We start from the raw sequence: 26,435 nt of genomic DNA on the forward strand, positions 1-26,435 counted from the left end.
TAAAGTAGTTGAAATATTAATATCTATAATACTCTGGCTTAAATGGACCTTCAACTTCCACACCGATGTATTCGGCTTGTTCTGGTCTTAACGTTTCTAATTCAGCACCTAATCGCGATAAATGTAACTGCGCTACTTTTTCATCCAAGTGCTTAGGAAGCATATATACTTCGTTTTTGTACTTATCAGAATGGTTCCATAATTCTATCTGAGCTAAAGTCTGATTGGTAAAAGAATTACTCATCACAAAACTTGGGTGTCCAGTGGCACAACCTAAATTTACTAATCGTCCTTCTGCTAGTATGATAATATCTTTGCCATCGATAGTATATTTATCAACTTGAGGCTTAATTTCATCTTTAGTGTTACCATAATTTTTATTCAGCCAAGCCATGTCAATTTCATTATCAAAATGACCAATATTACAAACAATTGCTTTGTCTTTTAATGCTTTGAAATGTTGTTCTTGTATGATATCTTTATTACCAGTGGTAGTAATAACGATATCAGCATTATGAATAACGGTTGTTAATTTTTTCACTTCAAAACCGTCCATAGCAGCTTGTAATGCACATATTGGGTCAATTTCTGTAACGGTAACTATAGATCCAGCACCTCTAAAAGATGCAGCGGTTCCTTTTCCTACATCACCGTACCCACAAACTACAACTCTCTTACCTGCAAGCATGGTATCAGTAGCTCTTCTAATTGCATCAACAGCACTTTCTCTACACCCGTACTTGTTATCAAACTTGGATTTAGTTACAGAGTCATTAACATTAATAGCAGGCATAGGTAAGGTCCCTTTTTTCATTCTTTCGTACAGTCGATGCACTCCTGTAGTGGTTTCTTCTGACAACCCTTTAATGCAGTCAACCAATTCTGGATATCTATCGAGTACCATATTTGTTAAATCTCCACCGTCATCTAAGATCATATTCAACGGCTTTCTTTCTTCTCCAAAAAATAAGGTTTGCTCAATACACCAATCAAATTCTTCTTCATTCATTCCTTTCCACGCGTACACTGGTATACCTGCTTCTGCAATTGCAGCAGCAGCTTGATCTTGCGTAGAAAAAATATTACAAGAACTCCAGGTAACTTCTGCACCTAGTGCTTTTAAGGTTTCTATCAATACAGCTGTTTGAATGGTCATATGAAGACAACCAGCAATTCTTGCTCCTTTAAGCGGTTGCTCGTCTTTATATTCTTCTCTTAGCGACATTAATCCAGGCATTTCTGCTTCTGCTAATTCAATTTCTTTTCTTCCCCAAGCAGCTAAGGATATATCTTTAACTTTATAAGGAACATATGGAACTGTCTTTGTACTCATATTTACTTGTTTTATGTTTAAGAGGTACTTTCTAGCAATTCGTACCAAAATATTATAAATTCGCATAGTGAAAATCCGGAAAAAATCTTGATTTTCAGAGTGCAAAGGTACGTAATAACTTTAAGAATATAAATGCCTCTTTACAAAACTATAACGCCAAAAAAAGGCACCACAATCTTAATCTGGAAAATAGATGAAACTTTCGAAACCCTGAAAAAAGATATTGAGCTTATCGCAAATTCTCAACAACGTGTTGAGGGTATGAAATCAACACTGCATCAAAGAGGTTTTTTAAGTATTCGCCATTTGTTAAAAGTCATGAATTATTACGATAATGATTTGTGGTATGATGAACTGGGTAAACCTCATCTTGTAGATAAAAAACATATCTCGATCACGCATTCCTTTACTTTTTCTGCTATAATCGTTAGTGATGATCCAATAGGAATTGATATTGAAAAAAAGAGAGCGAAAATTCAACATATTGCACCTAAGTTTTTGTATTCTTCGGATTATGATTTGTTAGCCGATAAGTCGATCGATGAACACGTTGAGGTTTTGACAATTTTATGGTGTGTTAAAGAATCAATTTATAAACTATTTGCTACACCAGGTCTAAGTTTTAAAGATCACATACCAATTAAATCTATTGACTATAAGCATAATCATGTACAAGCGCAGACAGATTACAATGGAAAGATTACGGACTACACCTTGCATTTTATGGAGTTCGAAGGATTCTGTTGTGCGTATGTAGTGCCTTAAAAATAACAAAGTTTAAAAGCTATGAAAGTATCCATAGAGCTTACCTTAACTCCTTTACAGGATGACTATGAGCAACATATTATTGCATTTATCAAAAAATTACGAGCATCAAAGTTTACAATTCTTGAAAATCCATTGAGTACCCAGGTATATGGCGAATATGATGAAGTTATGAATTTTCTTACGGAAGCCATAAAAACATCGTTCAATGCTTTAGAAAATGTATTGGTAACTATGAAAATTGTCAAATCCGATAGAAGTAAGTATGAACCACATTTTTGATTTCCTATTTGGTCAATATGAGAATTATGCAAACTTAGATATTGTATTAGAAATTACGGCGGTTCTTTTTGGCTTATCTAGTGTGTTATTTGCTTGGCGTAATAAAATATGGGTGTACCCAACAGGAATCATTAGCACAGCTATATATGTTTATTTATTGTATAAATGGGACTTATTAGGTGATATGATTATCAATGGTTATTATTTTATGATGAGTGTTTATGGATGGTACGTATGGACCAGAAAAGTTGGCCCTGATAATAAAAGCACACCGATCTCCAAAACAAATCTTAGAGATAAGAAAATAAGCTTACTCATTTTTTGGAGTAGCATCTTGCTGATCTATTTGGTCTATGTTGCAAATGATAAATGGGATAATAGTTATGCATATATTGACACTTTAACCACAGCAATATTCTTCGTCGGAATGTGGTTAATGGCAAGACGAAAAATTGAAAACTGGATATTTTGGATTTTAGGGGATCTAATTTCTGTTCCGCTTTATTTTTATAAGGGTTTTACATTTACCAGTATACAATACCTTATTTTTACAGTAATTGCTATTTTTGGGTATCTTGAATGGAAAAAACGCTTAAACAAACCGATAGTGACTGCTTAAAGGTGGTATTATTTGGTCCGGAATCTACGGGGAAAAGCACTTTGGCTGCAGAATTAGCGGTATATTACAATACCATTTGGGTCAAAGAGTACATGAGAGATTACTTACAGCATAAATGGAATGTGGAAAAGGCAAAATGCACTTATGACGATTTGCTGCCCATTGCCGAAGGTCAAATGCAAGCTGAGAATCAAAGTGTAGCAGTAGCAAATGATATATTAATTTGTGATACTAATTTGTTAGAACTAAAGGTGTACGCTCAGGTTTATTACAATGGGAAAGTACCTGATGCAATCCGTAAATTTGCGCTGCAAAACAAGTATGATCTCTATCTTTTAACAGACGTTGATGTTCCTTGGGTTGCTGATGATCTTAGAGATAAACCACAAGAGCGCCAAGAAATGTTCGAAGAATTTAGAAATGAATTAGAAACACAAAATTTGCCCTATGTGCTCATCAATGGAGATCGCGTGACTAGGTTAAATAGAGCAATAAAAGCGATACATAAACTCATTAAAGCATACAATAGTGAAAATAACAGACAAGGACATTAAATTAATAAAATCTAAAGGGCTTACTGTAGATAAAGTACTGTCTCAGATAGAAATTTTTAAAAATGAAATTCCCTTTGTTTCTTTAAGAAGTGCTGCTACGATTGGAAATGGTATCACTAAATTAAGTGAACATTACCAATCAGAATTAGCTAAATTGTACGATAATCGTCTAAATGAAATAGAAACTTTAAAATTTGTACCTGCGTCTGGCGCTGCTACTCGAATGTTTAAAGAGCTTTTTCGTTTTTTAGACCATTATGATTATGAAAAAGAGAGTCTCAACTCTTATACCAATCACGAAAAAGCAAATGCGATACGACTTTTTTTAATTGGTTTAGAAAAATTTCCCTTCTATGAATTGGTGATGAAACGCGTACAGGAAGCTTACCCAAATTTTTCAAGTCTTTCTGAAGGGAAACAATTATACATTTTTGTGGAAATGATGTTAAAGGAAAAAGGATTAAACTACGGTTCTTTTCCTAAAGGGCTATTACCCTTTCATCAATATACTGAGGATAATATTTCAACAGCATTTGAAGAACATCTTTACGAAGCAGCAGGTTATAATAAAGACCATAGGGACCAGTCAAAATTGCATTTTACCATATCCAAAGAACATTTGGAGGCGTTTAAAGGAGAGTTTGAACAAATAGAAAAAGAAATTGAAGCAAAAACAAATACTTCATTTGATATTACCTATTCTTTTCAAAAACCAGAAACAGATACTATTGCTGTTACTGAAGACAATGAGCCTTTCAGGCTTGAGGATGGCTCCTTATTATTTAGACCAGGAGGGCACGGAGCACTCATTGAAAATTTAAATGACCTAGATGCGGATATCATCTATATCAAAAACATCGATAATGTAGTAGTAAGAAAGTATCAGGAAGAAGTTTCTTCTTTCAAAAAGGTATTGGCGGGTAAATTGATTGAAATACAAGATGAGGTGTTTAGAATACTGAACCAACTCGATGAAAGTGTACCTTCTGAAGCTGAATTAAAAGACATCAAAAAGTTTTTGGTCAACCAGCTTAATGTACGATTACCTTTAGATTTTGATAAATTTTCCGAAAAGTATAAACTCCAATTTTTAAAAGAATCCTTAGACCGTCCCATTAGAGTATGTGGTATGGTGATCAATGAGGGGGAACCAGGGGGAGGTCCATTTTGGATCAAAAGAGATAATGGACGACTTACCCTTCAAATTATTGAAGGTCCCCAGATTGATAAAACAGATAAACGACAAAAAGAAATTTTAGAAAGTTCAACTCATTTTAATCCAGTAGATATCGTCTGTGGAATACGGAATTATAAGAGAAAGAAGTTTGATTTAATAAAATATGTCGATCCAGACTCTGGTTTTATCACCAAAAAAACAAGGGACGGTAAAACTCTAAAGGCGCTAGAATTACCGGGACTATGGAATGGAGCTATGGCTAATTGGATAAGTGTTTTTGTAGAGGTGCCACTAACAACATTTAACCCAGTTAAGTCAGTAAATGACTTATTAAAATCGGCACATCAGGTAAAATTATTCTCTTGAAAGTAGCTGAGTTATTAAAAGAAGTCAATTATAAATTTGTCAGGAGTTCTGGTCCTGGAGGGCAAAATGTAAATAAGGTTTCCTCAAAAGTGGAATTGTATTTTGACTTGAAAAATTCCTTGGCATTATCCGAAAAAGAAAAGTCCGTTCTCAGTACCAAATTAACAAATTACATTTCAAAGGATCAGCTCCTGATTTTAAAATGCGATAGTGCAAGAAGCCAGCATAAAAATAAAGACATTGTTAGTAAACGTCTTATTACCTTGCTAAAAAAGGCGCTTCAAAAAACTGCGGTGCGAAAGAAAACTAAACTTCCTCAAAAGGCAGTTAAAAAAAGATTAGAGCAGAAAAAACGCAATGCAGAAAAAAAAGCAAACCGAAGAGACCCTCTACGTTAGTTGAATAAAACTGTGTAAAAAATCTACACTTTTTTGTAGATTCCACACCTTTCTATGAATTTCTTACCATAAAATTTATTTTATAAATCGCTGTTTATCAGTGTTTAAAACTGATTTTTTGAAATATACCCAATTTGGAATGATTATTACTTTATAAAAGTAATTCTTATTAGATATTTCAAAATTGATAAAAGTACCTTACATATTAGCCCTCCTCTTTGTAGCACTATGTATTACTAATGTTAGTGCGCAGGATGAAATCGCGGCGACATATGTAACAGTAGAGCTAAATGATTACCAGGATGAATATCAAGAGTATACAGAAATTGAAATAATTGAATTGACAATGGCGGTACAAGATGAATTAGCTAAAAAGTTTGAAGGCCTGCGTATTTATAAAGCATACATCGCCAAAGACAATACTTATAAAGTAGTACTCAAAGGAAAAAATAACTTCACAAAAGTTGTATTTGCAAGCGCTAACGGCGAATGGATTAAGCCAAACGCTAAATCTTAAATCTAGGGGTAGAGAAGAAATATCGTTTTGCACTTAAAGACGATATAAAGTTGTTTAGTGCTAAAAAGAGACCCGATCCCAAGGGTCTCTTTTTTATTTTATATCATAAGAATAATTAAAATGCTTACTTTTATATCTCGGCTTAAAGAATACAAAACTCATGGCTCAAATTCTTATCGTGGAGGATGATGTTGCATTTTGCACGATGCTTAAAACATTTTTACAAAAAAAGGGATATCATATAAAAACGGCATTCTCTGGTAAGGAAGCAACGGAAACGATAGCTAAAGATTCTTTTGATGTTATACTTATTGATGTACGTCTTCCGGATTGTGATGGTATTTCGCTTTTGGATGAAATCTTGAGTAAGCGTAATGATACAGCCGTTATAATTATGACCGGATATGCTGAAATTAATATGGCCGTCAATGCGATTAAACAAGGTGCTTTTGATTATGTATCAAAGCCTTTTAATCCTGATGCTATTCTTCAAACTATTGAAAAAGCCATAGAGAATACTCAGATATCAAAGCCTCCGTTAAACAAATCGTTAGACAATCTTGTTTCTCATAATGTAGTGGCAAAACCTACAACAGAAAAATCTTGTTTTGTTAAAGGAATTAGTGATGCTTCTAAAAAATTGAATGAATACGTTTCCTTAGTCGCACCAACAACTATGTCTGTTCTCATAATGGGAGAAAGCGGCACTGGTAAGGAATATGTAGCTTGTAGTATACATAGGGCCAGTAAGCGCAATAGTCAGCCTTTTATAGCAGTAGATTGTGGCGCCATACCAAAAGAGCTTGCATCTAGTGAGTTTTTTGGTCATATCAAAGGTTCATTTACAGGAGCGGTAAATGACAAAGTGGGTCATTTTGAAGCAGCGAATGGAGGGACATTATTTTTGGATGAAATCGGAAATCTAAGCTATGAACTACAGGTTCAATTGTTAAGAGCGCTTCAGGAGCGCAAAATTAAGCCTGTAGGCAGCAATACAGAAATAGAGGTAGATATTAGAGTTATTGCAGCTACCAACGAAGACTTATCCAATGCGGTTAAAAAAGAAGGTTTTAGAGAGGATTTATTTCATCGATTAAATGAATTTTCAATTACCGTTCCCGCTCTAAAAAATCGGGTTGAGGACCTTTTACTTTTTGCGAATCAATTTTTGGAGCAATCCAATCAAGAACTCGATAAGGAGGTGCTTGGTTTTTCTGAGGATGTCTTAAATGCGTTTAAACATTATACGTGGCCGGGTAATTTACGAGAATTAAAAAATACCGTTAAACGCGCTGTATTGTTATGTCAAAAAGAAATGATATCCTTAGATCTTTTACCTAACGAAGTGGTTAATGCAACGCAAGAGCCGATACGCTCTTATAGTTTATTTAAAAATGAAAATGAACAAGAACTTATTTTGGATACCTTAGAAAAAACAAAAGGAAACAAAGCTAAAGCAGCCAGGTTGTTAGCTATTGATCGCAAAACGCTATATAATAAATTAAAACAGTATAATATTCGCTTGTAGCTTTTTAAGCTATTCTACCTTTAACTTCTCTATCAAAACTTCTATTTTTTCTATAGCTTCATTGGCTAAATCAAAAATTATATCCTCTGTTATGTCGTACTGATTTGGATGTTCAAGCTTGGTAAGTAAATTAATGATAGTATGGGCTTTGATTTGTCTAAACATAGGTAGCATCTTATGCGTCACACGTTTTAAGGCAACCAGATCTTTGTTTGCAACGATTTCTTTTAATTGCTTGATATTATTTTTAGTGCCCTCATAAAAAGCGTCAAGAATGGTATAAAAAGAATCGGGGTCTCCTTGTGCAAATTGTTTGATATCTTCAAGATGGAAATCAACAGTAGTTTCTTTTACTTCATTAATGTTTATATTGGGCTGAGGTATAGAAACTTGCAGTACTTCTCTGATAAGAGTCAATAATTCTGTAGGCGTGTAAGGCTTTCTTAAGCTACCTAAAAAACCTGCTTGTTTATAAAAATCGTTAGTTGCGTTTGTCTTTCCAGACAAAGCAATAAATGGAGAATTGGTTATGTTTTTTGCTTTTTCAATCAATTCAAAACCGTCCATTGAGGGCATTTGAATATCTGTAAGGATTAAATCATAATGGTGTTGATTGAGTAGCGTTATGGCTTCTTTACCATTGTGGCAAGTATCATATGCCAGCCCGGTTTGCGCAATAATTTCGCTGGTCAATGCAATTTGACTGGGGTCATCATCTACAATTAAAAGTTTTTTATCTTCTATAATTTGATCATATTGATTTTTTGCATTTTTTAGAGGATCAGCTGCTAATGAATGAGTTTGAACAGGAATACTAATAGTAAATGTACTTCCTTCATCTAATTTGCTGGTTAAACTAATGGTGCCATTAAGTAGTGTAACTATCTTTTTCGTTATGGCTAATCCCAGGCCAAATCCACCAATGCGTTGTTCTGTTGATTGATCTCCCTGTGAAAACTCTTCAAAAATAAGTTGTTGTTGGTTTTTAGAGATACCGATACCTGTATCACTAACTGCTATAACTAATTTTTTATCTCCTATTCCATTTTCTTTTAACCCCGCTTTTATCACTATTGAACCTTGCTCCGTAAACTTATAGGCATTATTTAGTAAGTTTGTTAAGACTTGTTTAATCCTAAAGGGGTCACTAATAAACTGTTTGTTCAGTTCTTCAGATACTAACAATTTTATCCTTATGTTTTTCTGATCGTTAATAGGGATCACACTATCAACCGTATCTTCAATTATTTTTTTTGGTGAAAAGGGAAGTTCCTCAACACTCATCTTGCCTGCCTCAAGCTTTGATAAATCTAATAGGTCATTGACCAAATGAAGGATGTAATCAGAAGATTTTTTAAGATGTTCTAAATAATACTTTTGCTTTTGGTTTAAGGTGGTTCGATCCAATAAATCGGAATACCCAATTACTGTATTGAGTGGAGATCTAAGATCATGGGTCACTGTATTGATCAAAGACTCTCGTGTTTTCAATAAGGATTCCGTATAGGACTTTTCTTTTTCAAGTGCTACCCGATACTTTTGGCTTTGGGACACATCTTTGGTTATCAGGTAAATAAACAACAGCGCGATCACAAAACTAGTTGCACCGATAATAAGAATATAAGTCGAAGTTTTGTTTAGGATTGTATTGGAAGCTTCTAGTCGATTGAGATAGGCTTTTCGCTCATTTTCTTCAATAGATGAAAGAATGGCTCTTAATTGTTTAGTGATCGTTTGGTCATTCTTCAATAAATTATTTTCCCTAATTTTTATCTGCTGGTCGTAGTTTCTTTCTTTTTGTTCGATTTCAGCTACAGCTTTATAAAATCGTTTAGCGACAGAATCCAGGGTTTCATTAGACAAACGTTGTTGGTTATCTTCCTTTGACCATTCTAGTAACGTTTTTAGGTATTTTTTACCACCTTCGCTAAGGTTTTTAAATCGATCTTCATAATTTTGATAGTTACCGTAATCATTGCTGTTTTTTTGCAACTCTTCAATAATATTTTGTTGAAGGTTTTTATCTTTTCGCTGTCTATAGATTGCGATAAGCTCTTTGAAGTTCTTATTTTTACTATCGATTAGCGTGGTAATACTATCAATCTTTTTTACTTGCAGAGAGTCATCCGTAATTTTCATTACCTTTTGGATGGTTGCCAATATAGTGTCTACTTTAGCTTGGTAAGAAGTGTAATTTTCAGTGTTAGAAGTTTGAATAATGTTTCGAGTTAAACTTTCCGCTTCATATAATCCAGTAATCGCTTTTCCAACCAAAAACAGTTTTTCATTGTTTTCATTCTTAATCTCGGTTAATGAAGTATAGTTTCTTACTTGTGCGTATATCACCCAAAAAGCGGCTACGGCAAGAATAACGACTAGGATATATCCTGCTATGATTTTATAGGTAACGGCCCTTTTAGTATTTTTCATACACTATAATAACGTCTGTTTGAAAAAATCAGTATTTTTCTTTTTAAATCTACGATAAATCAAACAATCCTGTTACTTTTGCACAGAAATCTCATAAGGGGTGCTATTTATTAGCGTCAGGGTGTAGAGAAATCAGTAAGAGCATTAAAAGTTCTTTGTGTAAATTTCTATTCCTTTTTGATAATAAAGGCTGAGATCATACCCAATGAACCTAGGCGGGTAATGCTGCCAAGGGACATGGAATTATTAAGAGCATATAGCTTTTATCCGTATTAATTGTTGAAGTCGTATAACCACTGTAGTTATTTCACAGTAGGTTATAAAGAAAGTAATTGGAAACCATTTTCTTTAGGTAACACTCAACGGAACATTATAGTTTAAAATATAGAATAATTACCCCTTTTATTCGTAAAAATAATTACGAATGAAACGTATAAAATTTTGTGCCATAGTTATAATCCTATCGACTATGGGGATGTTTGGACAGGAAAAGAAACAAGATTCAATACCAGTAGATGTTGAGAAACTTGATGAGGTTTTAGTAAAATCTGTGCGCGTGGATGCCGATTCACCGATCACCCATTCTAATTTATCTAAAGAAGAAATAGCAGAACGTAATCTAGGACAAGATATTCCTATTTTGTTGAATTACCTGCCTGGAGTAGTAACAGCGTCAGATGCGGGTGCAGGAGTAGGTTACACTTATATTAGGGTAAGGGGAAGCGATGCATCTCGCGTTAATGTTACGCTAAACGGTATCCCTTTTAATGATGCAGAAAGCCAGGGGACTTTTTGGGTTAACTTACCAGATTTTGCCTCTTCAGTAGAAAACCTTCAGCTGCAAAGAGGAGTGGGTACTTCAGCTAATGGATCAGGAGCATTTGGAGCTAGTTTAAACTTGTTAACGGATGCTGTTTCTCAAGAATCCTATGGCGAGATAGCAAATTCTTTTGGCTCTTTTGGTACAAGACGTCATAACGTAAAGTACAGCACAGGATTAATGAATGATCATTTTGAAATTGCTGGTAGATTGTCAGCAATAGCCTCTGATGGTTATATAGATAGAGCTAGTTCAGACTTAAAATCTTATTATATGCAGGGGTCGTATGTGTCAGATAATACCTTGATCAAAGCGATAGCCTTTGGTGGACACGAAATTACCTATCAATCCTGGTTCGGTATTGATGCAGAAACCTTAGCAAATGATAGAACCTTTAATCCAGCAGGCCAATATACAGATGAAAATGGAAACACTAGATTCTACGACAACGAAGTAGATAACTATAAACAAGATCATTATCAATTGCACTGGAATCAACGCTATACTAACAATTGGTCAACAAATTTAGGCTTAAATTATACCTACGGAAGAGGATTTTTTGAACAGTACAGAGAGGATGAAGATTTTGCCGACTACGATTTTACACCCATTGAAATAGGTGGAGAAACTATTAATACTACAGATTTAATTAGAAGAAGGTGGTTGGATAATGATTTTTATGTAATCAATGCTACTGCAAATTATAAGGATAATTCCCTGGATGTAGATTTTGGAACATTCTATAGTTTCTATGATGGGGATCACTTTGGAGAAGTGATTTGGGCACAATTCGCAGGTGGATCTGAAATCAGGGACCGCTATTATTTTGGTAATGGTAAGAAAAATGAATTCACCATTTTTGGAAAAGCAACCTATAGGATAGACAACAAATGGTCTGCATTCCTAGATTTACAAGGTAGGTTTATAGGATATGAAACAACAGGATTAAGCTCTGATAGAATCCCTCTTGAGGTGGATGAAAACTACAATTTCTTCAATCCAAAATTCGGAGCTACCTACGAGATAAATACACAACATCAATTATATGCTTCTTATGCTAGGGCTAACAGGGAGCCCCGAAGAAGCGATTTTGAGCAGGGGATCAATACTGCAGAGACTTTGAACGATATTGAATTGGGGTGGCGATTTGGTAAAAATAAAACAATAGTCAATACCAATCTGTATTACATGTGGTATCAGGATCAATTAGTATTAACAGGAGCCTTAGACGATGTAGGAGCTCCTATCAGAGCAACTAGTGGAGAAAGCTACCGATTAGGTATTGAAATAGATGCTGATATTACCTTAGGAACCAAATTTAGGATACAACCAAATCTTGCACTTAGTACCAATAAAAATAAAGATTTTGTTACTTCAAGAGATGGTGAATTGGTTAACCTGGGAGATACTAATATTTCATATTCGCCAAATATTGTGGCAGGAAACATATTTGTATTTCAGCCCACCAAAGGTTTACAGTTTAACTTTTTGTCCAAATATGTAGGAGAACAGTATATGGGTAATATTGATAGTGAAGCTTCTAAATTGGATAGCTTTTTTGTCAATGATGTAAATATCATATACGAATTGAAAGATATCCCTGTGTTCAAATCAATTACCTTCACCGGATTGGTGAATAATATTTTTGATGTAGAATATGTATCTAACGGTTACTTTTTTACGTTTGATGACGATTTCAGTAATCCGGGAACGGTGACAACTATTGAAGGAGCTGGCTATTATCCGCAAGCAGGAATTAATTTTCTACTCGGAGCAACTTTAAAATTTTAATTAAAGCTAAAAACTAGATGGTCAGCACATCTAGTTTTTGTATTTTTATAACATAAACTTTAGGGGTGTCTCCTATTATGGAGTCTGAGAAATACCCTTTGAACCTGATCCGGATAATACCGGCGAAGGGAAAAGTTAGTACTGCGCTAAGTAGCGTATTTACTTCTCTTTAGGTAGTATTCTTACCTCTAAAGTTTATGATGATAGTAAGAACACCATGATCATAAACTTAAATTCAAATCCAATAACAATTTCATCGGTAACCTCTTTGCAGCAAATTCTTGAGGAATATAAAATTTCTTCAAAAGGGATTGCTGTTGCCATTAATCATCAAATAGTATCCAGAGATCAGTGGTCTGATGTCGTATTTAATGAATATGATCAAGTAACGATTATTAAAGCTACCCAAGGAGGCTAATAAAAAAGAAGTAATAGATAACACTATGAGAAAAGACAGCATTCCTAATAAAGAAGTAATAACTACAAAACCTTTCCCTAACTCAAAGAAGATTTATGTACAGGGAGAAATCCACAAAGACATTAACGTGGCTATGCGCGAGATTACGCTTAGCGATACCGTAGATTCGTTCAGCGGTAAAAAAACACCTAATCAACCAGTAACGGTATATGATACTAGTGGTCCGTACACCGATCCTCATAAAGAAATTGATGTACATCAGGGTATTGAACGCATTAGAGAGCAATGGATAATCGATCGCCAGGATACGGAAGAGTTAACTGAGTTCTCCTCTAACTACTGTAACCAAAGATTGAATGATCAAAGCTTAGACCATTTAAGATTCAATCATATTCGTAAACCCAGAAAGGCAAAACCTGGCAAAAATGTAAGTCAGATGTATTATGCCAAACAGGGAATTATTACTCCAGAGATGGAATATGTGGCCATACGCGAAAATCAAAAAATACAAGAAGCCAAACGAATAGCAAAACAACATCCGGGACAAGATTTTGGCGCCAGCATACCGGATGTGATTACTCCTGAGTTTGTAAGAGAAGAGATCGCAAGAGGTAGAGCAGTAATCCCTTCCAATATCAATCACCCAGAGAGTGAACCTATGATTTTGGGAAGAAATTTTTTAGTAAAAATCAATGCTAATATAGGTAACTCCGCAACCACGTCAAGTATTGAGGAAGAGGTAGAAAAAGCAGTTTGGGCTTGTAGGTGGGGAGCAGATAATATTATGGACCTTTCTACAGGTAAGAATATCCATGAAACACGAGAGTGGATTATTCGAAATTCTCCAGTACCAGTTGGCACAGTACCTATATATCAAGCCTTAGAAAAGGTAAACGGAAAAGCCGAAGACCTCACGTGGGAGATCTATAAAGACACCTTGATTGAGCAAGCAGAGCAGGGGGTGGATTATTTTACAATTCACGCCGGGGTGCGATTGGCTTATGTACCTATGACCGCCAAACGAGTTACAGGTATCGTGTCTCGTGGAGGATCCATTATGGCAAAGTGGTGTTTGGCACATCATAAAGAAAGCTTTTTATACACCCACTTCGAAGAGATCTGTGAGATTATGAAAACCTATGATGTAGCATTTTCGTTGGGAGATGGGTTACGTCCAGGTAGTATTGCCGACGCCAATGACGAAGCCCAATTCGCAGAATTAGAAACGCTGGGCGAGCTAACCAAAATCGCTTGGAAACACGATGTACAAACTTTTATAGAAGGTCCAGGACACGTCCCTATGCATATGATCAAAGCCAATATGGACAAGCAGTTAGCTGCCTGTGGCGAAGCACCATTCTATACTTTGGGGCCATTAACTACAGATATAGCACCGGGATATGACCATATTACGTCAGGGATTGGTGCAGCAATGATAGGTTGGTATGGAACTTCAATGTTGTGTTATGTAACTCCTAAGGAACACCTTGGTTTACCCAACAAAGAAGATGTGCGTACCGGAGTGATTACCTACAAGTTGGCTGCACACGCCGCTGATTTGGCTAAAGGTCATCCGGGGGCACAGCATAGGGATGACGCCTTAAGCAAAGCACGGTTTGAGTTTCGATGGGAGGATCAGTTCAACCTATCCCTAGATCCAGAACTGGCAAGGTCATACCATGATGAAACCCTGCCGGCAGAGGGAGCAAAAATTGCACACTTCTGTAGTATGTGTGGTCCTAAATTTTGCTCCATGAAGATTTCACAAGAGGTAAGAGATTATGCCGCAAAGAAAGAGCTAGATGAGCAACAAGTGCTCGAAGCAGGAATGAAAGAAAAAGCACAGGAGTTCAAAGACAAAGGCAGCGAAGTGTATTTATAGGAGCTGTTTCCCGCTTTACGCTATATCTTTTTAGGGTTTTGCACCCTAAAAAGGATGCCGCTGCAATCGGGGCTAAAAATAAATGATAAGTAAATAATAAATAATGTTGATTGTACTTACTTCCGAAAAAGAAATAGTAAACGAAGCTGCTTTAATTAATCAGTTATTTGAAGCAGGTCTTCACAGGTTACACTTGCGCAAGCCGCAGTTTACAAAAAGTGAATACAGTAAGTTGTTAGATCAAATAGAGCCACAACATTATAAAAAAATAATGCTTCACGAGTATCACGATTTAGTAAATGCCTATGATTTAAGAGGAATGCATTTACAAGAAAAAGCAAGGCGCGACCTTAAACGTAACTTAGAAAATTTTTTAGCAATTAATGAAAAGAGTGGTTATAAGGTTTCTAGCTCATTTCACACCGTAGAAGAAATAAAAGACTGTGGCGGGTTATTTGAATATGTGCTACTAAGCCCTGTCTTCAGCTCTATTTCTAAATTGGGGTATAAGGGTAAAAATTTTGATGTTAACGGAGTTGACGAATATGTAATTGGTATGGGGGGCATTAATCAAGATACTTTACAAGCAACATATGATTTGGGGTATCAGGGAGTAGGTGTGTTAGGCGGTGTATGGAATACAACTAAGCCTTTAGAGAGTTTTAAAGCAATCAAAAGCAGCTACGATGCTATTTTTCAAAATGCAATCACATAGCAAGTATGGATAAACGACCTTACATATTAACCATTGCAGGATTTGATCCCTCAGGGGGTGCTGGGGTATTAGCAGATATAAAAACCTTTGAAGCATTGAAGTGTATGGGTTTAGCAGTGGCTACAGCCAATACGATTCAAAACGACAAAACGTTTATGAAATGTTACTGGACCCCAATCGAAGTGATTAAAGAACAATTGGTAGTGCTTATGAAGCGTTTTCCTTTTGAAATCGTTAAGATTGGTATTGTAAAAGACTGGCTAACGCTAAGTAAGATTATAGATATTCTATACGATTATAATCATCAGATTAAAATTGTCTTAGATCCAGTGCTAAGTGCTACCGCTGGCTATAGTTTTGAGACATCTTCGGTTAATGGAAACAGGAGTATAGACGTATTTGAAGAAATCCTAAACAAAGTCTACCTGTTAACTCCTAATTATTTAGAAATTCAAAGGCTCTATCCTAAAAAAAGTATTGAGGAGGCAACTTTAGCCATACAACAAAGCACGAATGTATTATTAAAAGGAGGGCATCGAACAGAAGAAAAAGGTAAAGACGAATTGTATACCAAATCAATTGATGTGTTCACCCTAAAATCTGAAATATCTAATGCTACAGCAAAGCACGGCAGTGGATGTATACTTTCTTCTGCTATAGCAGCATATCTCGGAAAAGGCTTACCGCTACTAGAAGCTTGTACCATGGCTAAACGATTTACCGAACAACGGTTAATTTCTAATACGTCATTGCTGGCGTATTATTAAAATGATATTATGAAGGAATACGTAAAAATACAATACATCTCTCAAGGAACTACTGCCGAAGAGCATTTGGATAACATCAAGAAGGTGTGTGATGCTGGAATTAAATGGGTGCAATTAAGGCTCAAAAATGTAGATTTCGAAACTTATCTGCAAACCGCAATCGAATGCAAAAAAATATGTACTGCTTACGGTGCTTTATGCATTATTAATGATAATGTAAGTATCGCCAAGCAGTCCAATGCTGATGGAGTTCATTTAGGATTAAATGATATGAATCCAAGAGATGCTAGAGCAATTTTAGGACACAGAAGCATTATTGGGGGCACGGCAAATACGATTCAGGATTGTTTGCTTCAGGTAAAAAATGGAGTGGATTATATTGGATTAGGACCTTATAAGTTCACTAAAACAAAACAGCAATTAAGTCCAATTTTAGGCTTATCTGGTTATAAAGAGATTGTAGAAGCGGTTAGCAAAATCAATCAACAAATTCCGGTCATAGCAATCGGTGGTATTACAGCAAAAGACATAAGAAAACTCATAAACGTTGGAGTAGACGGTATCGCAGTGTCTGGGTTGTTATCAAACAACCCTGATCTTAAAGAAACCGTAACTCAGATACGTTCAATCATTAAGACAACACAACATGGATACGTTACAAATAGCAGATAAGGAGTTTAGTTCAAGACTATTCACAGGTACAGGAAAGTTCAGTTCTTCAAAAGTGATGGAAGAAGCCTTGCTTTCATCAGAGAGTGAATTGGTAACAGTAGCTTTAAAAAGAGTAGAACTAGATAATGAAGAAGATGATATTTTACGTCATTTGACTCATAGCCGCATCAATTTACTACCAAATACATCGGGCGTTAGAGATGCTAAGGAAGCGGTATTTGCTGCGCAGTTAGCTAGAGAAGCTTTAGAGACAAACTGGATAAAACTAGAGGTACATCCAGATCCTAAATATTTACTTCCGGATCCTATAGAAACTTTAAAGGCAGCCGAGGAATTAGTCAAACAAGGTTTTGTGGTCATGCCCTATATCCACGCGGACCCTGTTTTATGCAAGCGATTAGAAGAAGTAGGCGTGCAGTGCGTTATGCCTTTAGGAGCCCCTATTGGTAGTAATAAAGGTTTAAAAACCCTAGATTTTTTAGAAATTATTATCACTCAGAGCAATGTTCCCGTAATCGTTGATGCTGGTATAGGGAGTCCATCACACGCGGCTCTTGCTATGGAATTAGGAGCAGATGCAGTTTTGGTAAATACCGCTATTGCTGTTTCACAAAACCCTGTAGCAATGGCTGAAGCATTTAAACTGGCAGTGAAAGCAGGTAGAATGGCGTATAATGCAAAACTGGCTCCAATTCAACAGATGGCTCAGGCGAGTAGCCCATTAACAAGTTTTTTACATGAGTAGTTTTACAAAAATTATTGAAAATTATCATTGGGATAGTATGCAGAAAGACATCTATGCTAAAACAGCTGAAGATGTCATCTACGCTTTACAAAAAGACAAAAGAACACTCGACGATTTTAAAGCATTAATTTCTCCTGCAGCTAAACCGTTTATAGAGCAAATGGCGCAAAAAAGTGCTGAGCTTACCAAAAAGCGATTTGGCAATACGATGCAGATGTTTGCACCTTTGTATTTGAGCAATGAATGCCAAAATATTTGTACGTATTGCGGTTTTAGTATGACTAACAAAATAAGAAGAAGGACATTAATAGACGAAGAAATACAACAAGAAGCTGATTATCTAAAAAGTAAAGGCTTTGATCATATTTTATTGGTCACAGGAGAAGCGAATAAAATTGTTGGTGTTGATTATATTGGTAATGCCATTGACATTATAAGAGATAAATTTGCAAATATTAGTATGGAGGTTCAACCTATGGATCAATCTGATTATGAATTCTTAAAAGCTAAGGGATTATACGCAGTTTTGGTGTACCAAGAAACTTATCATAGACAAGCCTATAAAAAACATCATCCCAAGGGAAGAAAATCAAATTTCGAATATCGGTTAACAACACCAGATCGATTGGGTAGGGCAGGTATACATAAAATTGGTATCGGAGCATTATTTGGTCTGGAGGATTGGAGGACAGACAGCTTCTTTACAGCCTTGCACCTTAGATATCTGCAAAAGACCTATTGGAAAACAAAATATGCAATATCCTTCCCCAGGCTAAGACCGCATAGTGGAGGGCTGGAACCTAAAGTTGAAATGACGGACAGTGATCTAGTGCAACTAATAAGTGCTTATCGATTATTGGATGAAGATGTGGAACTTTCCATATCTACCAGAGAGACTGAAACTTTTAGGAACAATATTGTTAATTTAGGAATTACTTCAATGAGTGCAGCCTCTAAAACAAACCCAGGAGGGTATGTGGTGGAAACCTCATCCTTGGAACAATTTGAAATCAGTGATGAACGATCTACCGAACAAATCACTGAAATGCTACAAGAAAGAGGATTAGACGTGGTCTGGAAGGATTGGGATAAAACCTGGTGTTAAAAGTCATATCTTTGTGTAACTATGCTTAGTCAAGAAGAAAAAAAACAATACCATAGACACATCATCCTTGAAGAATTTGGACAAGTAGGACAAGAAAAGTTGAAGTCAGCCAAGGTATTAGTTGTTGGAGCTGGTGGGCTCGGATGCCCGGTATTACAGTATCTTACCGCTGCCGGTGTTGGGACCATTGGGATTGTAGATTTTGACGTAGTAGATCAATCCAATCTTCAACGACAAGTGTTGTATACCATAGCAGACATTGGTAAGTCAAAGGCAGAGCGAGCAGCTAGTAGACTTGCGGCACTTAATCCCTTTGTAAATTTTAAAGTACATAATTATAAGTTAGACCGAGATAATGCAGAAAAATTATTTGCCGCGTACGACCTTATTGTAGATGGCAGTGATAATTTTTCAACACGGTACTTGGTTAATGATACCTGTGTTCTGACAAATAAACCGTTGGTTTTTGGATCCATATTTAAATTTCAGGGGCAAGTCTCTGTATTTAATTACAATAATGGTCCTACGTATCGATGTCTTTTTCCTGAGCCACCTGGTCCATATGAGGTACCTAATTGCGCTGAAGTTGGTGTAATTGGAGTGCTGCCTGGTATCATAGGTGCCTTACAAGCGAATGAGGCTATTAAATTGATCACCGGGGTTGGGGATATTCTTAACGGAGCGCTCTTATATTTTGATGCACTTACCATGAACCAACAAATTGTAAAATTTGCTAAGAACGAAAATATTAAAATCACTAAACTAGAAGAGGATTATGATGTTTTTTGCGGTATTGTTGAGAACAAAGATGCAATAACAGAAATTTCAACGGAAGAATTTAAATCCAATCCTCAAAAGTACACTGTTTTGGATGTCCGAACAGAGCAAGAGTTTCAGCAGTTTAATATTGGAGGTGTCCATATTCCGCTTGCTGAATTAGAACAAAGGTATACTGAAATAAATACAAAATTACCCGTAGTGGTCTGCTGCCAATCTGGAGTTCGCAGTAAAAAGGCAATACAGCTCTTACAAAGTAAATTACCAGATATAGAGGTATTAAACCTCATAGGAGGTTTGGCTTCTTATTAATTAGTAATGGTTAATATATTTCCTTGTTTTTGAACGCGATAGGCTTTAAGACTATATGGTAATGAAGAATCTTCAGGTTGCCCAAAAATTAAATTGTAACTATTTGCATCAGAACACCCACAAGTTGCCTTTTCGTTCGCCACGTTTAGTGAGGAGCATGCTTGTATTTTGTGATTAGGATCCGTAAGCTCAAAAGCTACAAAGGTAGTATTGTCAATATTGCGTATATAAGTTCCATAAATACCCGTGTCTTCCCTTCTCAAAACAGCACTACCGCCGGGAAAATCTAATTCGTTGAATTGTGGAAGATTTAAATTTACCTGAAAATTAACAGCCACGTTTGGCAAATAGGGATTTTGTATACGATCATCATCGGCGCAAGAAATAAATAGTAATAAGGATATTATAGAAAGAATATATTTCATCAAAACAAGGGTTAATATTTAAAAAGCAAATTACGTAAAAATATAAATGACTTTATTTTTTTCTTATATTTGTTATCGGTAAAGTCCCATCTAGGTGGGATTTTTTGTATTTATATAAACGATGAAGTTATGAGCAAAGTATCTTATTATACTGCAGAAGGGCTAAAAAAATTAAGAGAAGAGTTAAATCATCTTAAAGATGTGGAACGACCAAAAGCTTCTCAAGCAATTGCAGAGGCACGTGATAAAGGAGATTTGAGTGAAAATGCTGAGTATGATGCTGCAAAGGAGGCGCAGGGGCTTTTAGAAATGAAGATTTCTAAGTTAGAAGAAACTTTATCCAATGCCAGATTGATTGATGAATCTCAATTAGATACTTCTAAAGTATTAGTACACTCTAGCGTAAAAATAAAGAATCAAACCAATGGTGCTGAGATGACCTATAAGTTGGTTGCACAGAGTGAAGCGGACTTAAAAACAGGAAAAATTTCTGTAGACTCTCCTATTGGTAAAGGTTTGCTAGGAAAAAAAGTAGGTGATACTGCCGAAATTCAAGTACCTAATGGAATTATGAAATTTGATATTGTAGAAATTTCCAGAGATTGATACCGTATCCAAAATTAAGTAGAAGACCCTTTTTTGCTTACCAGAAAAGGGTCTTTTGTTTTTTTACTTTTTGGTAAAATAAAGTATCTTTCGAAATCTAATAACCGACTAAAACCAAGTAATGGCTACTCTATTTACAAAAATTGTCAAAGGAGAAATACCTTCTTATAAAATTGCAGAGGATGAAAACTTCTATGCATTCTTAGATATAAATCCTAATGCAAAAGGACATACACTATGTATACCGAAAAAAGAAGTAAACAAAATCTTTGACCTGGACGAAGAGACTTATATGGGCTTGATGGCTTTTTCAAGAAAAGTTGCAAAGGCACTGGAGCGCTCAGTTGAATGCAAAAGAGTAGGCGTCGCTGTCGTGGGATTAGAAGTGCCACACGTTCACGTACATTTAATACCATTGAATGATATGAAGGAAATGACATTTCAGCATAAAGTCTCTTTGACCCAACAGCAATTTGAAGATCTCGCCGCAAAAGTTGCTTCAAATCTTTAAGTTGATGAGTAATAGCGAGGAATACAAGTTATCATTGACGTTACGGATCGATTGGAGTGAAATGGACACCTATCAGCATGTCAACAATATTAATTTTATGAAATACATGCAGAGCGCTCGTGTTCAATTTTGGCAAGTAAGTGGGTTACAAGAATTGTATAATACTACTAAAAAAGGACCCATGTTGGTTTCTACAAAGTGTGATTTTAAACATCCGCTATTTTTTCCCGGTAATGTTACGATCAAAACAAAAGTAGCCTATACCAAAAATTCAAGCTTTGGACTTCTTCATCAACTCTATAATGATGACGGAGTACTGTGTGCTGAGGGACAGGATGTTGCGGTTTGTTTTGATTTTAATATCGATAAAACCTTTCCTATACCAGAGGATATTAGAAATGAAATGGCTAAATATGTTTAGCTGTTTAATATCTCGGGATTTTTTAAATAAATAATTGTTGCCGCAACGATTATAAATAAAATAATTACAAGGGTATAAAATAGGGGCGTAAACCTCACCTTGCTTGCTGTTGGAGTAACGGTTTTTCGGTGATAATCATAAACCATTTCTATATCTTTAGTCCATAATGCAGGGTAAATATGAGACTTGCATTTTAAACATTCAATCTTATCTTCAACGTCCTTTGCGTTCCTTTTGAATAAGGCTGTTTTTAGTTCTTTTTGCTTGAAAGAAATGATCAAACCATCGGTGTTAAAACATACTGGGCAATTGTTATTCAGGTTTGCTTTTTTAAGGATGGTATATTCAGTTTTCACAAAGAATAAGTTTGGTTTTGTATTTATAACGAAACTTCCCTCCGATTGTTATACAGATACACCAGATTTACGTAAGGTGATTTGAAAAACAGTCCCTTTGCCTAATTCTGACTTTAATACCTTAATTTTTCCCATATGATATTCTTCAATAATTCGCTTTGCTAAGGAAAGGCCAAGACCCCAACCTCTACTTTTAGAAGTATATCCGGGTTCAAAAATTTTAGCAAATCTCGATTTCGGGATTCCTTTACCTGTGTCTTTAATATTGATAAAAACGCGTTTAGAATCTTCAGTCAATTGGATACTTAGATCTCCTTTCCCTTTCATAGCATCGATGGCATTTTTCACCAGATTTTCAATAGTCCAACTGTATAATTGAGAGTTTAGACTTACAAAAATAGGTTTGTCTGGGAGGTTGAGTGAAAAGTTGATTAACTTTGAACTTCTGGATTGTAAGTAAGCGTATGCGTTCTTTGTTTCTTTAACGATATCTGTGTCTTCCAAATTGGGTATCGAACCTATTTTCGAAAAACGCTCAGTAATTACTTTTAACCGTTCAATATCTTTTTCGATTTCTTCCAGATACTCTGGATTAACATTCTCTGCTTTTAAAATTTCGTTCCACCCTACCAGTGAGGATAATGGCGTTCCTATTTGATGAGCGGTTTCTTTAGCCATACCTGCCCATAATTTATTTTGTTCACTTACTTTAGAGGTGGTAAAGAAAAAATAGATCACACCAATCAGTAAAAATATGATAAGAACTATAGCGATTGGATAATAGGTTAATTTTTTGAGAATACCAGAGTTTCCGTAGTTAAGGTGTTGAATGGTACCTTTTAAATCCAATATTATGGGGTCATTTTCAGATTGAATTTCTGTCAAATACGCTTTTAGATTCTCTTCATCCTTGATAACGCTTTCTGAAATGTTAGAGATGTTAGACGCATCTATATTACCTAAACTATCTCTTATAAATTGGTTATTAGCATCGGTTATTATGATGGGTATGGTTTGGTTAGATGCACTTATAAGGATGGAAAGATCTAGGTAATCATCTTGTGTACCGCTATTTAGTGCGCGATAGGATTGTGCCCAGGTTTGCATTTTTACTCTTTCGTCTTCTTTAAGGCGCTGTAAAAACAATGAAGTATTCCACAAAACAAGTCCCGTAATTACTAAGGCAGCTAAGATTATAAAATAACTGGCAAAATTACGTTCATCTGTAAAATTCATATAGCTAAATTACAAGATTGCTGGTTTAGAGGTAAACGCACATCTTTTTATTTATTGTTTAAAAATACGCACTTCGTGTTAAATAACTTAATTTTTTGAGCTTTAAACTTTGACTATCTTTGTGGATAAGATACAGCAATTATGATAAAAATAGACCCTGAAAATACGGTAACTCCAAAACTACACGGTATGTTGTTAGGAGCAATTGGACCGCGACCAATTGCTTTTGCAAGTACGGTAGATAAAAAAGGTAACCCTAATCTTTCTCCCTATAGTTTTTTTAATGTTTTTAGTGCAAACCCTCCAATTGTTATTTTTTCTCCTGCACGTAGGGTACGTGATAATACAACAAAACACACACTAGAAAATGTTATGGAAACCAAGGAAGTGGTCATCAATATCGTTAATTACGATATCGTACAACAAATGTCGTTGTCCAGTACGGAATATGATCAGGGTGTCAATGAATTTACAAAGGCTGGTTTAACGATGCTGCCATCGGAAAAGGTCAAACCCTTTAGAGTAGCCGAATCCCCAGTGCAACTAGAATGTAAAGTTAATGAAGTAGTACCCTTAGGCGAGGAAGGAGGTGCCGGTAATCTGGTGATATGCGAAGTAGTTTTAATGCATGTAAACGAAGCAATATTAGATGCAAATGGTAGTATCGATCAAGCCAAAATAGATCAGGTAGCCCGTATGGGTGGCAATTGGTATAGTCGAGCTAACCAGGGAATGTTTGAAGTTCCTAAACCGCTCAAAACGAAAGGTATTGGTGTTGACATGTTGCCAGAGGCAATTCGACTTAGCACTATCTTTACAGGGAATGATTTAGGGAAGCTAGGTAATATCGAAATGATACCTCAAAAAGATGAAGCACAACAGTTTGTTGATAAAAATGAAGATATAAAAACGTATATTGATCAAGCAAACCCAGAGGAAATTCATAGATTTGCACAGCAGTACCTAGATAAAGATGAGATAGATACTGCTTGGAAAATTTTAGTAGCAAAAACGTAATACATTAAGATGGAAGTACAAGGCAAAATCAAAATGATAGGTGAAACACAAACCTTTGGCAACAATGGTTTTAGAAAGAGAGAGATTGTAGTAACTACAGAAGAACAATACCCGCAACATATTTTAGTAGAGTTCATACAGGATAAGACCGATTTATTAAACAATTTTCAGCCCGGTCAAAATGTGAAAATAAGCATTAATCTTAGAGGAAGAGAGTGGGTAAATCCACAAGGCGAAACAAAATATTTTAATTCTATTCAGGGTTGGAGAATTGAAAATTTACAAGCGGCTGCTCCTACTTCAGGTGCTCCGATGCCTCCTGCAGATGCTTTTGAGCCTGCGAATGATTTCACAGAAGAAGATCACGACGACCTGCCGTTTTAATCAAATACAGGTTTTTAAAAGATAAAAGTCCGATACGCAGTATCGGACTTTTCATATAATGGTTAAAATGAACCTCTTAAAAAAACTCAAAAAAAGCAATGATGAACAAAATTTATCTTAAAAGGTCTTAACAAATATTGCGATTTTTTTGTTTATATCAAACAACTAATTGATATTTAACGTTGTAGATCAAGCTGCATTTTATATTGTTTTTTTTAGGTACACATATCGATTTTCCACCGGTAACTTATGCTGATCAAGATGGTTTATTGGCTATTGGTGGAGACCTCTCTACTGAGCGATTGCTGTATGCGTATAATCATGGAATTTTTCCCTGGTATAATGAAGGTCAGCCTATACTTTGGTTTTCCCCAGATCCTCGAATGGTACTGTTTCCTGATGAGCTCAAAGTGAGCAAAAGTATGAAACAAGTATTGCGAAAAAACTTGTTTCAAGTTACCTTTAATACACAATTTACAAGTGTAATACAAAACTGCTCGTCTATTATGCGTCCAGGTCAGCAAGGTACTTGGATTACGGATGAAATGAAAGAAGCCTACACTGCCTTGCACGAAAAGGGTATAGCGATGTCAACTGAAGTATGGCAAGACGAAATGTTAGTTGGTGGTCTTTATGGAGTTTGGCTAAAGGAAAAAGGCGTATTTTGCGGTGAGAGCATGTTTGCTAAAGTAAGCAATGCTTCAAAAGTGGGATTTATTTCATTAATTCGTCATTTAAAGTCTCAAGGTCTAAAACTTGTAGATTGCCAGGTGTATACCGATCATTTAGCAAGTTTAGGGGCAAAGGAGATATCACGGAATCAATTTTTAAGCTTTTTGAAATAACAAACGCCGTATGAAAATTCATAATTTAAGCAACCAGAATTCGATTGTTCATCATTTTATTGCACAACTTAGAGATATCAATATCCAAAAGGATAGCATGCGGTTCAGAAGAAATATTGAGCGTATTGGTGAAGTTTTGGGTTATGAGTTAAGCAAGCATTTAGAGTATCAAGAGATAGATGTTACAACACCTTTAGGGGTAGCTTCTTCGAAAAAAGTACAAGACTCACTAGTTATATGCTCGATTCTAAGAGCAGGCTTGCCTTTACATAATGGTCTTCTGCATTATTTTGATGATAGCGAAAATGCCTTTATATCAGCCTTTAGAAAACACACCACGGATACTGAGTTTGACATAGAAGTTAAATACCTGGCAGCTCCAACGATAACGGATAAAGTATTGATTATGGCTGACCCCATGCTAGCTACCGGAAAAACTATTGAAAACACCTACCAAGTATTAAAGGAAAGAGGAACGGCGAAACAAATTCATGTAGTGGCGGTTATTGGCTCACAAGAAGGAGTGGATTACATCGCACAATTTTTACCAAAAGATGCACATTTATGGATCGCTACTATTGATCCCGAATTAAATGATCATAAGTATATAGTACCGGGCTTAGGAGATGCAGGTGATTTATCTTTTGGTCAAAAATTATAA

General features: G+C 35.7%; 29 protein-coding genes and 1 riboswitch. Of the genes, 24 read left to right on the plus strand and 5 right to left on the minus strand.

Going from position 1 to position 26,435, the window contains the following annotated elements; all coding sequences use genetic code 11:
- Positions 1-16: 16 nt before the first annotated feature.
- Positions 17-1,333, minus strand: a complete 1,317-nt coding sequence (gene ahcY, locus EV197_RS03885; protein WP_130285416.1) for an adenosylhomocysteinase — start codon at positions 1,331-1,333, stop codon at positions 17-19.
- Positions 1,334-1,465: 132 nt separating this feature from the next.
- Here ahcY and EV197_RS03890 point away from each other — a divergent pair, with 132 nt between their 5' ends.
- From EV197_RS03890 to EV197_RS03925, 8 genes are all read left to right on the plus strand, one after another.
- Positions 1,466-2,098, plus strand: a complete 633-nt coding sequence (locus EV197_RS03890) for a 4'-phosphopantetheinyl transferase family protein (protein ID WP_130285417.1) — start codon at positions 1,466-1,468, stop codon at positions 2,096-2,098.
- Between the two features lie 21 nt (positions 2,099-2,119).
- Positions 2,120-2,380: a thiamine-binding protein gene (locus EV197_RS03895; protein ID WP_130285418.1), complete on the plus strand. Its 261-nt coding sequence runs from the start codon at positions 2,120-2,122 to the stop codon at positions 2,378-2,380.
- Entirely contained in the window at positions 2,364-2,999 is a 636-nt protein-coding gene (gene pnuC / locus EV197_RS03900) for a nicotinamide riboside transporter PnuC (RefSeq protein ID WP_130285419.1), read from the plus strand. The genes EV197_RS03895 and pnuC overlap by 17 nt, the downstream gene beginning before the upstream one ends.
- Positions 2,960-3,553 carry an AAA family ATPase gene (locus EV197_RS03905; protein WP_130285420.1) on the plus strand — a complete coding sequence of 198 codons (594 nt, stop codon included), beginning with the start codon at positions 2,960-2,962 and terminating at the stop codon, positions 3,551-3,553. The genes pnuC and EV197_RS03905 overlap by 40 nt, the downstream gene beginning before the upstream one ends.
- Positions 3,528-5,096 carry a DUF4301 family protein gene (locus EV197_RS03910; protein ID WP_130285421.1) on the plus strand — a complete coding sequence of 523 codons (1,569 nt, stop codon included), beginning with the start codon at positions 3,528-3,530 and terminating at the stop codon, positions 5,094-5,096. The genes EV197_RS03905 and EV197_RS03910 overlap by 26 nt, the downstream gene beginning before the upstream one ends.
- The gene (gene arfB / locus EV197_RS03915) at positions 5,093-5,494 is read left to right on the plus strand and encodes an alternative ribosome rescue aminoacyl-tRNA hydrolase ArfB (RefSeq protein WP_130285422.1); all 402 of its coding nucleotides are present in this window, start codon (positions 5,093-5,095) and stop codon (positions 5,492-5,494) included. The genes EV197_RS03910 and arfB overlap by 4 nt, the downstream gene beginning before the upstream one ends.
- A 184-nt stretch (positions 5,495-5,678) precedes the next feature.
- Entirely contained in the window at positions 5,679-6,011 is a 333-nt protein-coding gene (locus tag EV197_RS03920) for a hypothetical protein (protein WP_130285423.1), read from the plus strand.
- A 160-nt stretch (positions 6,012-6,171) separates the two neighbouring features.
- The gene (locus EV197_RS03925; RefSeq protein WP_130285424.1) at positions 6,172-7,539 is read left to right on the plus strand and encodes a sigma-54-dependent transcriptional regulator; all 1,368 of its coding nucleotides are present in this window, start codon (positions 6,172-6,174) and stop codon (positions 7,537-7,539) included.
- Between the two features lie 9 nt (positions 7,540-7,548).
- On the opposite strand, the gene EV197_RS03930 is transcribed toward EV197_RS03925, so the two are convergent.
- Positions 7,549-9,969, minus strand: a complete 2,421-nt coding sequence (locus EV197_RS03930; protein WP_130285425.1) for a hybrid sensor histidine kinase/response regulator — start codon at positions 9,967-9,969, stop codon at positions 7,549-7,551.
- 424 nt (positions 9,970-10,393) lie between these two features.
- On the opposite strand from EV197_RS03930, the gene EV197_RS03935 reads away from it, so the two are divergent.
- The 9 genes from EV197_RS03935 (at position 10,394) to moeB (ending at position 19,973) form a co-directional block, all read left to right on the plus strand.
- Entirely contained in the window at positions 10,394-12,580 is a 2,187-nt protein-coding gene (locus EV197_RS03935; protein WP_130285426.1) for a TonB-dependent receptor, read from the plus strand.
- Between the two features lie 51 nt (positions 12,581-12,631).
- Positions 12,632-12,728, plus strand: a riboswitch (TPP riboswitch).
- Positions 12,729-12,797: 69 nt separating this feature from the next.
- Positions 12,798-12,998: a sulfur carrier protein ThiS gene (gene thiS, locus EV197_RS03940; RefSeq protein ID WP_130285427.1), complete on the plus strand. Its 201-nt coding sequence runs from the start codon at positions 12,798-12,800 to the stop codon at positions 12,996-12,998.
- 25 nt (positions 12,999-13,023) lie between these two features.
- Positions 13,024-14,880, plus strand: coding sequence for a phosphomethylpyrimidine synthase ThiC (gene thiC, locus EV197_RS03945; RefSeq protein WP_130285428.1), 1,857 nt, complete (start codon positions 13,024-13,026; stop codon positions 14,878-14,880).
- A gap of 103 nt (positions 14,881-14,983) precedes the next feature.
- Entirely contained in the window at positions 14,984-15,595 is a 612-nt protein-coding gene (locus tag EV197_RS03950) for a thiamine phosphate synthase (protein ID WP_130285429.1), read from the plus strand.
- Positions 15,596-15,600: 5 nt separating this feature from the next.
- Positions 15,601-16,362 (plus strand): hydroxymethylpyrimidine/phosphomethylpyrimidine kinase, encoded by a 762-nt coding sequence (locus tag EV197_RS03955; protein WP_130285430.1) that lies wholly within the window; start codon positions 15,601-15,603, stop codon positions 16,360-16,362.
- Between the two features lie 9 nt (positions 16,363-16,371).
- A complete protein-coding gene (locus tag EV197_RS03960) occupies positions 16,372-17,034 on the plus strand; it encodes a thiamine phosphate synthase (RefSeq protein WP_130285431.1) in 663 nt (220 codons plus the stop codon).
- Positions 17,009-17,779, plus strand: coding sequence for a thiazole synthase (locus EV197_RS03965; protein WP_130285432.1), 771 nt, complete (start codon positions 17,009-17,011; stop codon positions 17,777-17,779). Before EV197_RS03960 ends, EV197_RS03965 begins: the two co-directional genes overlap by 26 nt.
- Positions 17,772-18,884, plus strand: coding sequence for a 2-iminoacetate synthase ThiH (gene thiH / locus EV197_RS03970; RefSeq protein ID WP_130285433.1), 1,113 nt, complete (start codon positions 17,772-17,774; stop codon positions 18,882-18,884). The genes EV197_RS03965 and thiH overlap by 8 nt, the downstream gene beginning before the upstream one ends.
- Before the next feature lie 21 nt (positions 18,885-18,905).
- A complete protein-coding gene (gene moeB / locus EV197_RS03975; RefSeq protein WP_130285434.1) occupies positions 18,906-19,973 on the plus strand; it encodes a molybdopterin-synthase adenylyltransferase MoeB in 1,068 nt (355 codons plus the stop codon).
- Here moeB and EV197_RS03980 read toward each other — a convergent pair.
- Positions 19,970-20,398 (minus strand): hypothetical protein, encoded by a 429-nt coding sequence (locus EV197_RS03980; protein ID WP_130285435.1) that lies wholly within the window; start codon positions 20,396-20,398, stop codon positions 19,970-19,972. The two genes, moeB and EV197_RS03980, sit on opposite strands and share 4 nt — an antisense overlap.
- Positions 20,399-20,527: 129 nt before the next feature.
- On the opposite strand from EV197_RS03980, the gene greA reads away from it, so the two are divergent.
- The 3 genes from greA to EV197_RS03995 all read left to right on the plus strand — a co-directional run bounded on the left by greA (position 20,528) and on the right by EV197_RS03995 (position 21,936).
- Positions 20,528-21,004 carry a transcription elongation factor GreA gene (gene greA, locus EV197_RS03985; protein WP_130285436.1) on the plus strand — a complete coding sequence of 159 codons (477 nt, stop codon included), beginning with the start codon at positions 20,528-20,530 and terminating at the stop codon, positions 21,002-21,004.
- Between the two features lie 121 nt (positions 21,005-21,125).
- On the plus strand, positions 21,126-21,515 hold the full coding sequence (locus EV197_RS03990; RefSeq protein WP_130285437.1) for an HIT family protein: 390 nt from the start codon (positions 21,126-21,128) through the stop codon (positions 21,513-21,515).
- Between the two features lie 4 nt (positions 21,516-21,519).
- The gene (locus EV197_RS03995) at positions 21,520-21,936 is read left to right on the plus strand and encodes an acyl-CoA thioesterase (RefSeq protein WP_130285438.1); all 417 of its coding nucleotides are present in this window, start codon (positions 21,520-21,522) and stop codon (positions 21,934-21,936) included.
- Here the strand turns inward: EV197_RS03995 and EV197_RS04000 are convergent.
- Positions 21,933-22,292: a hypothetical protein gene (locus EV197_RS04000; protein ID WP_130285439.1), complete on the minus strand. Its 360-nt coding sequence runs from the start codon at positions 22,290-22,292 to the stop codon at positions 21,933-21,935. The genes EV197_RS03995 and EV197_RS04000 overlap by 4 nt on opposite strands.
- A 48-nt stretch (positions 22,293-22,340) precedes the next feature.
- A complete protein-coding gene (locus EV197_RS04005; RefSeq protein WP_130285440.1) occupies positions 22,341-23,528 on the minus strand; it encodes a sensor histidine kinase in 1,188 nt (395 codons plus the stop codon).
- Positions 23,529-23,669: 141 nt separating this feature from the next.
- On the opposite strand from EV197_RS04005, the gene EV197_RS04010 reads away from it, so the two are divergent.
- The 4 genes from EV197_RS04010 to upp all read left to right on the plus strand — a co-directional run bounded on the left by EV197_RS04010 (position 23,670) and on the right by upp (position 26,435).
- Complete coding sequence (locus tag EV197_RS04010) at positions 23,670-24,545, plus strand: flavin reductase family protein (RefSeq protein WP_130285441.1); 876 nt, start codon at positions 23,670-23,672, stop codon at positions 24,543-24,545.
- 9 nt (positions 24,546-24,554) lie between these two features.
- Positions 24,555-24,929 (plus strand): DUF3127 domain-containing protein, encoded by a 375-nt coding sequence (locus tag EV197_RS04015; protein WP_130285442.1) that lies wholly within the window; start codon positions 24,555-24,557, stop codon positions 24,927-24,929.
- 206 nt (positions 24,930-25,135) lie between these two features.
- A complete protein-coding gene (gene aat / locus EV197_RS04020) occupies positions 25,136-25,774 on the plus strand; it encodes a leucyl/phenylalanyl-tRNA--protein transferase (protein ID WP_130285443.1) in 639 nt (212 codons plus the stop codon).
- Positions 25,775-25,784: 10 nt separating this feature from the next.
- Positions 25,785-26,435 carry a uracil phosphoribosyltransferase gene (gene upp, locus EV197_RS04025; protein ID WP_130285444.1) on the plus strand — a complete coding sequence of 217 codons (651 nt, stop codon included), beginning with the start codon at positions 25,785-25,787 and terminating at the stop codon, positions 26,433-26,435.

The organism is Aquimarina brevivitae (genome assembly GCF_004216895.1).
GTDB classification, from domain to species: domain Bacteria; phylum Bacteroidota; class Bacteroidia; order Flavobacteriales; family Flavobacteriaceae; genus Aquimarina; species Aquimarina brevivitae.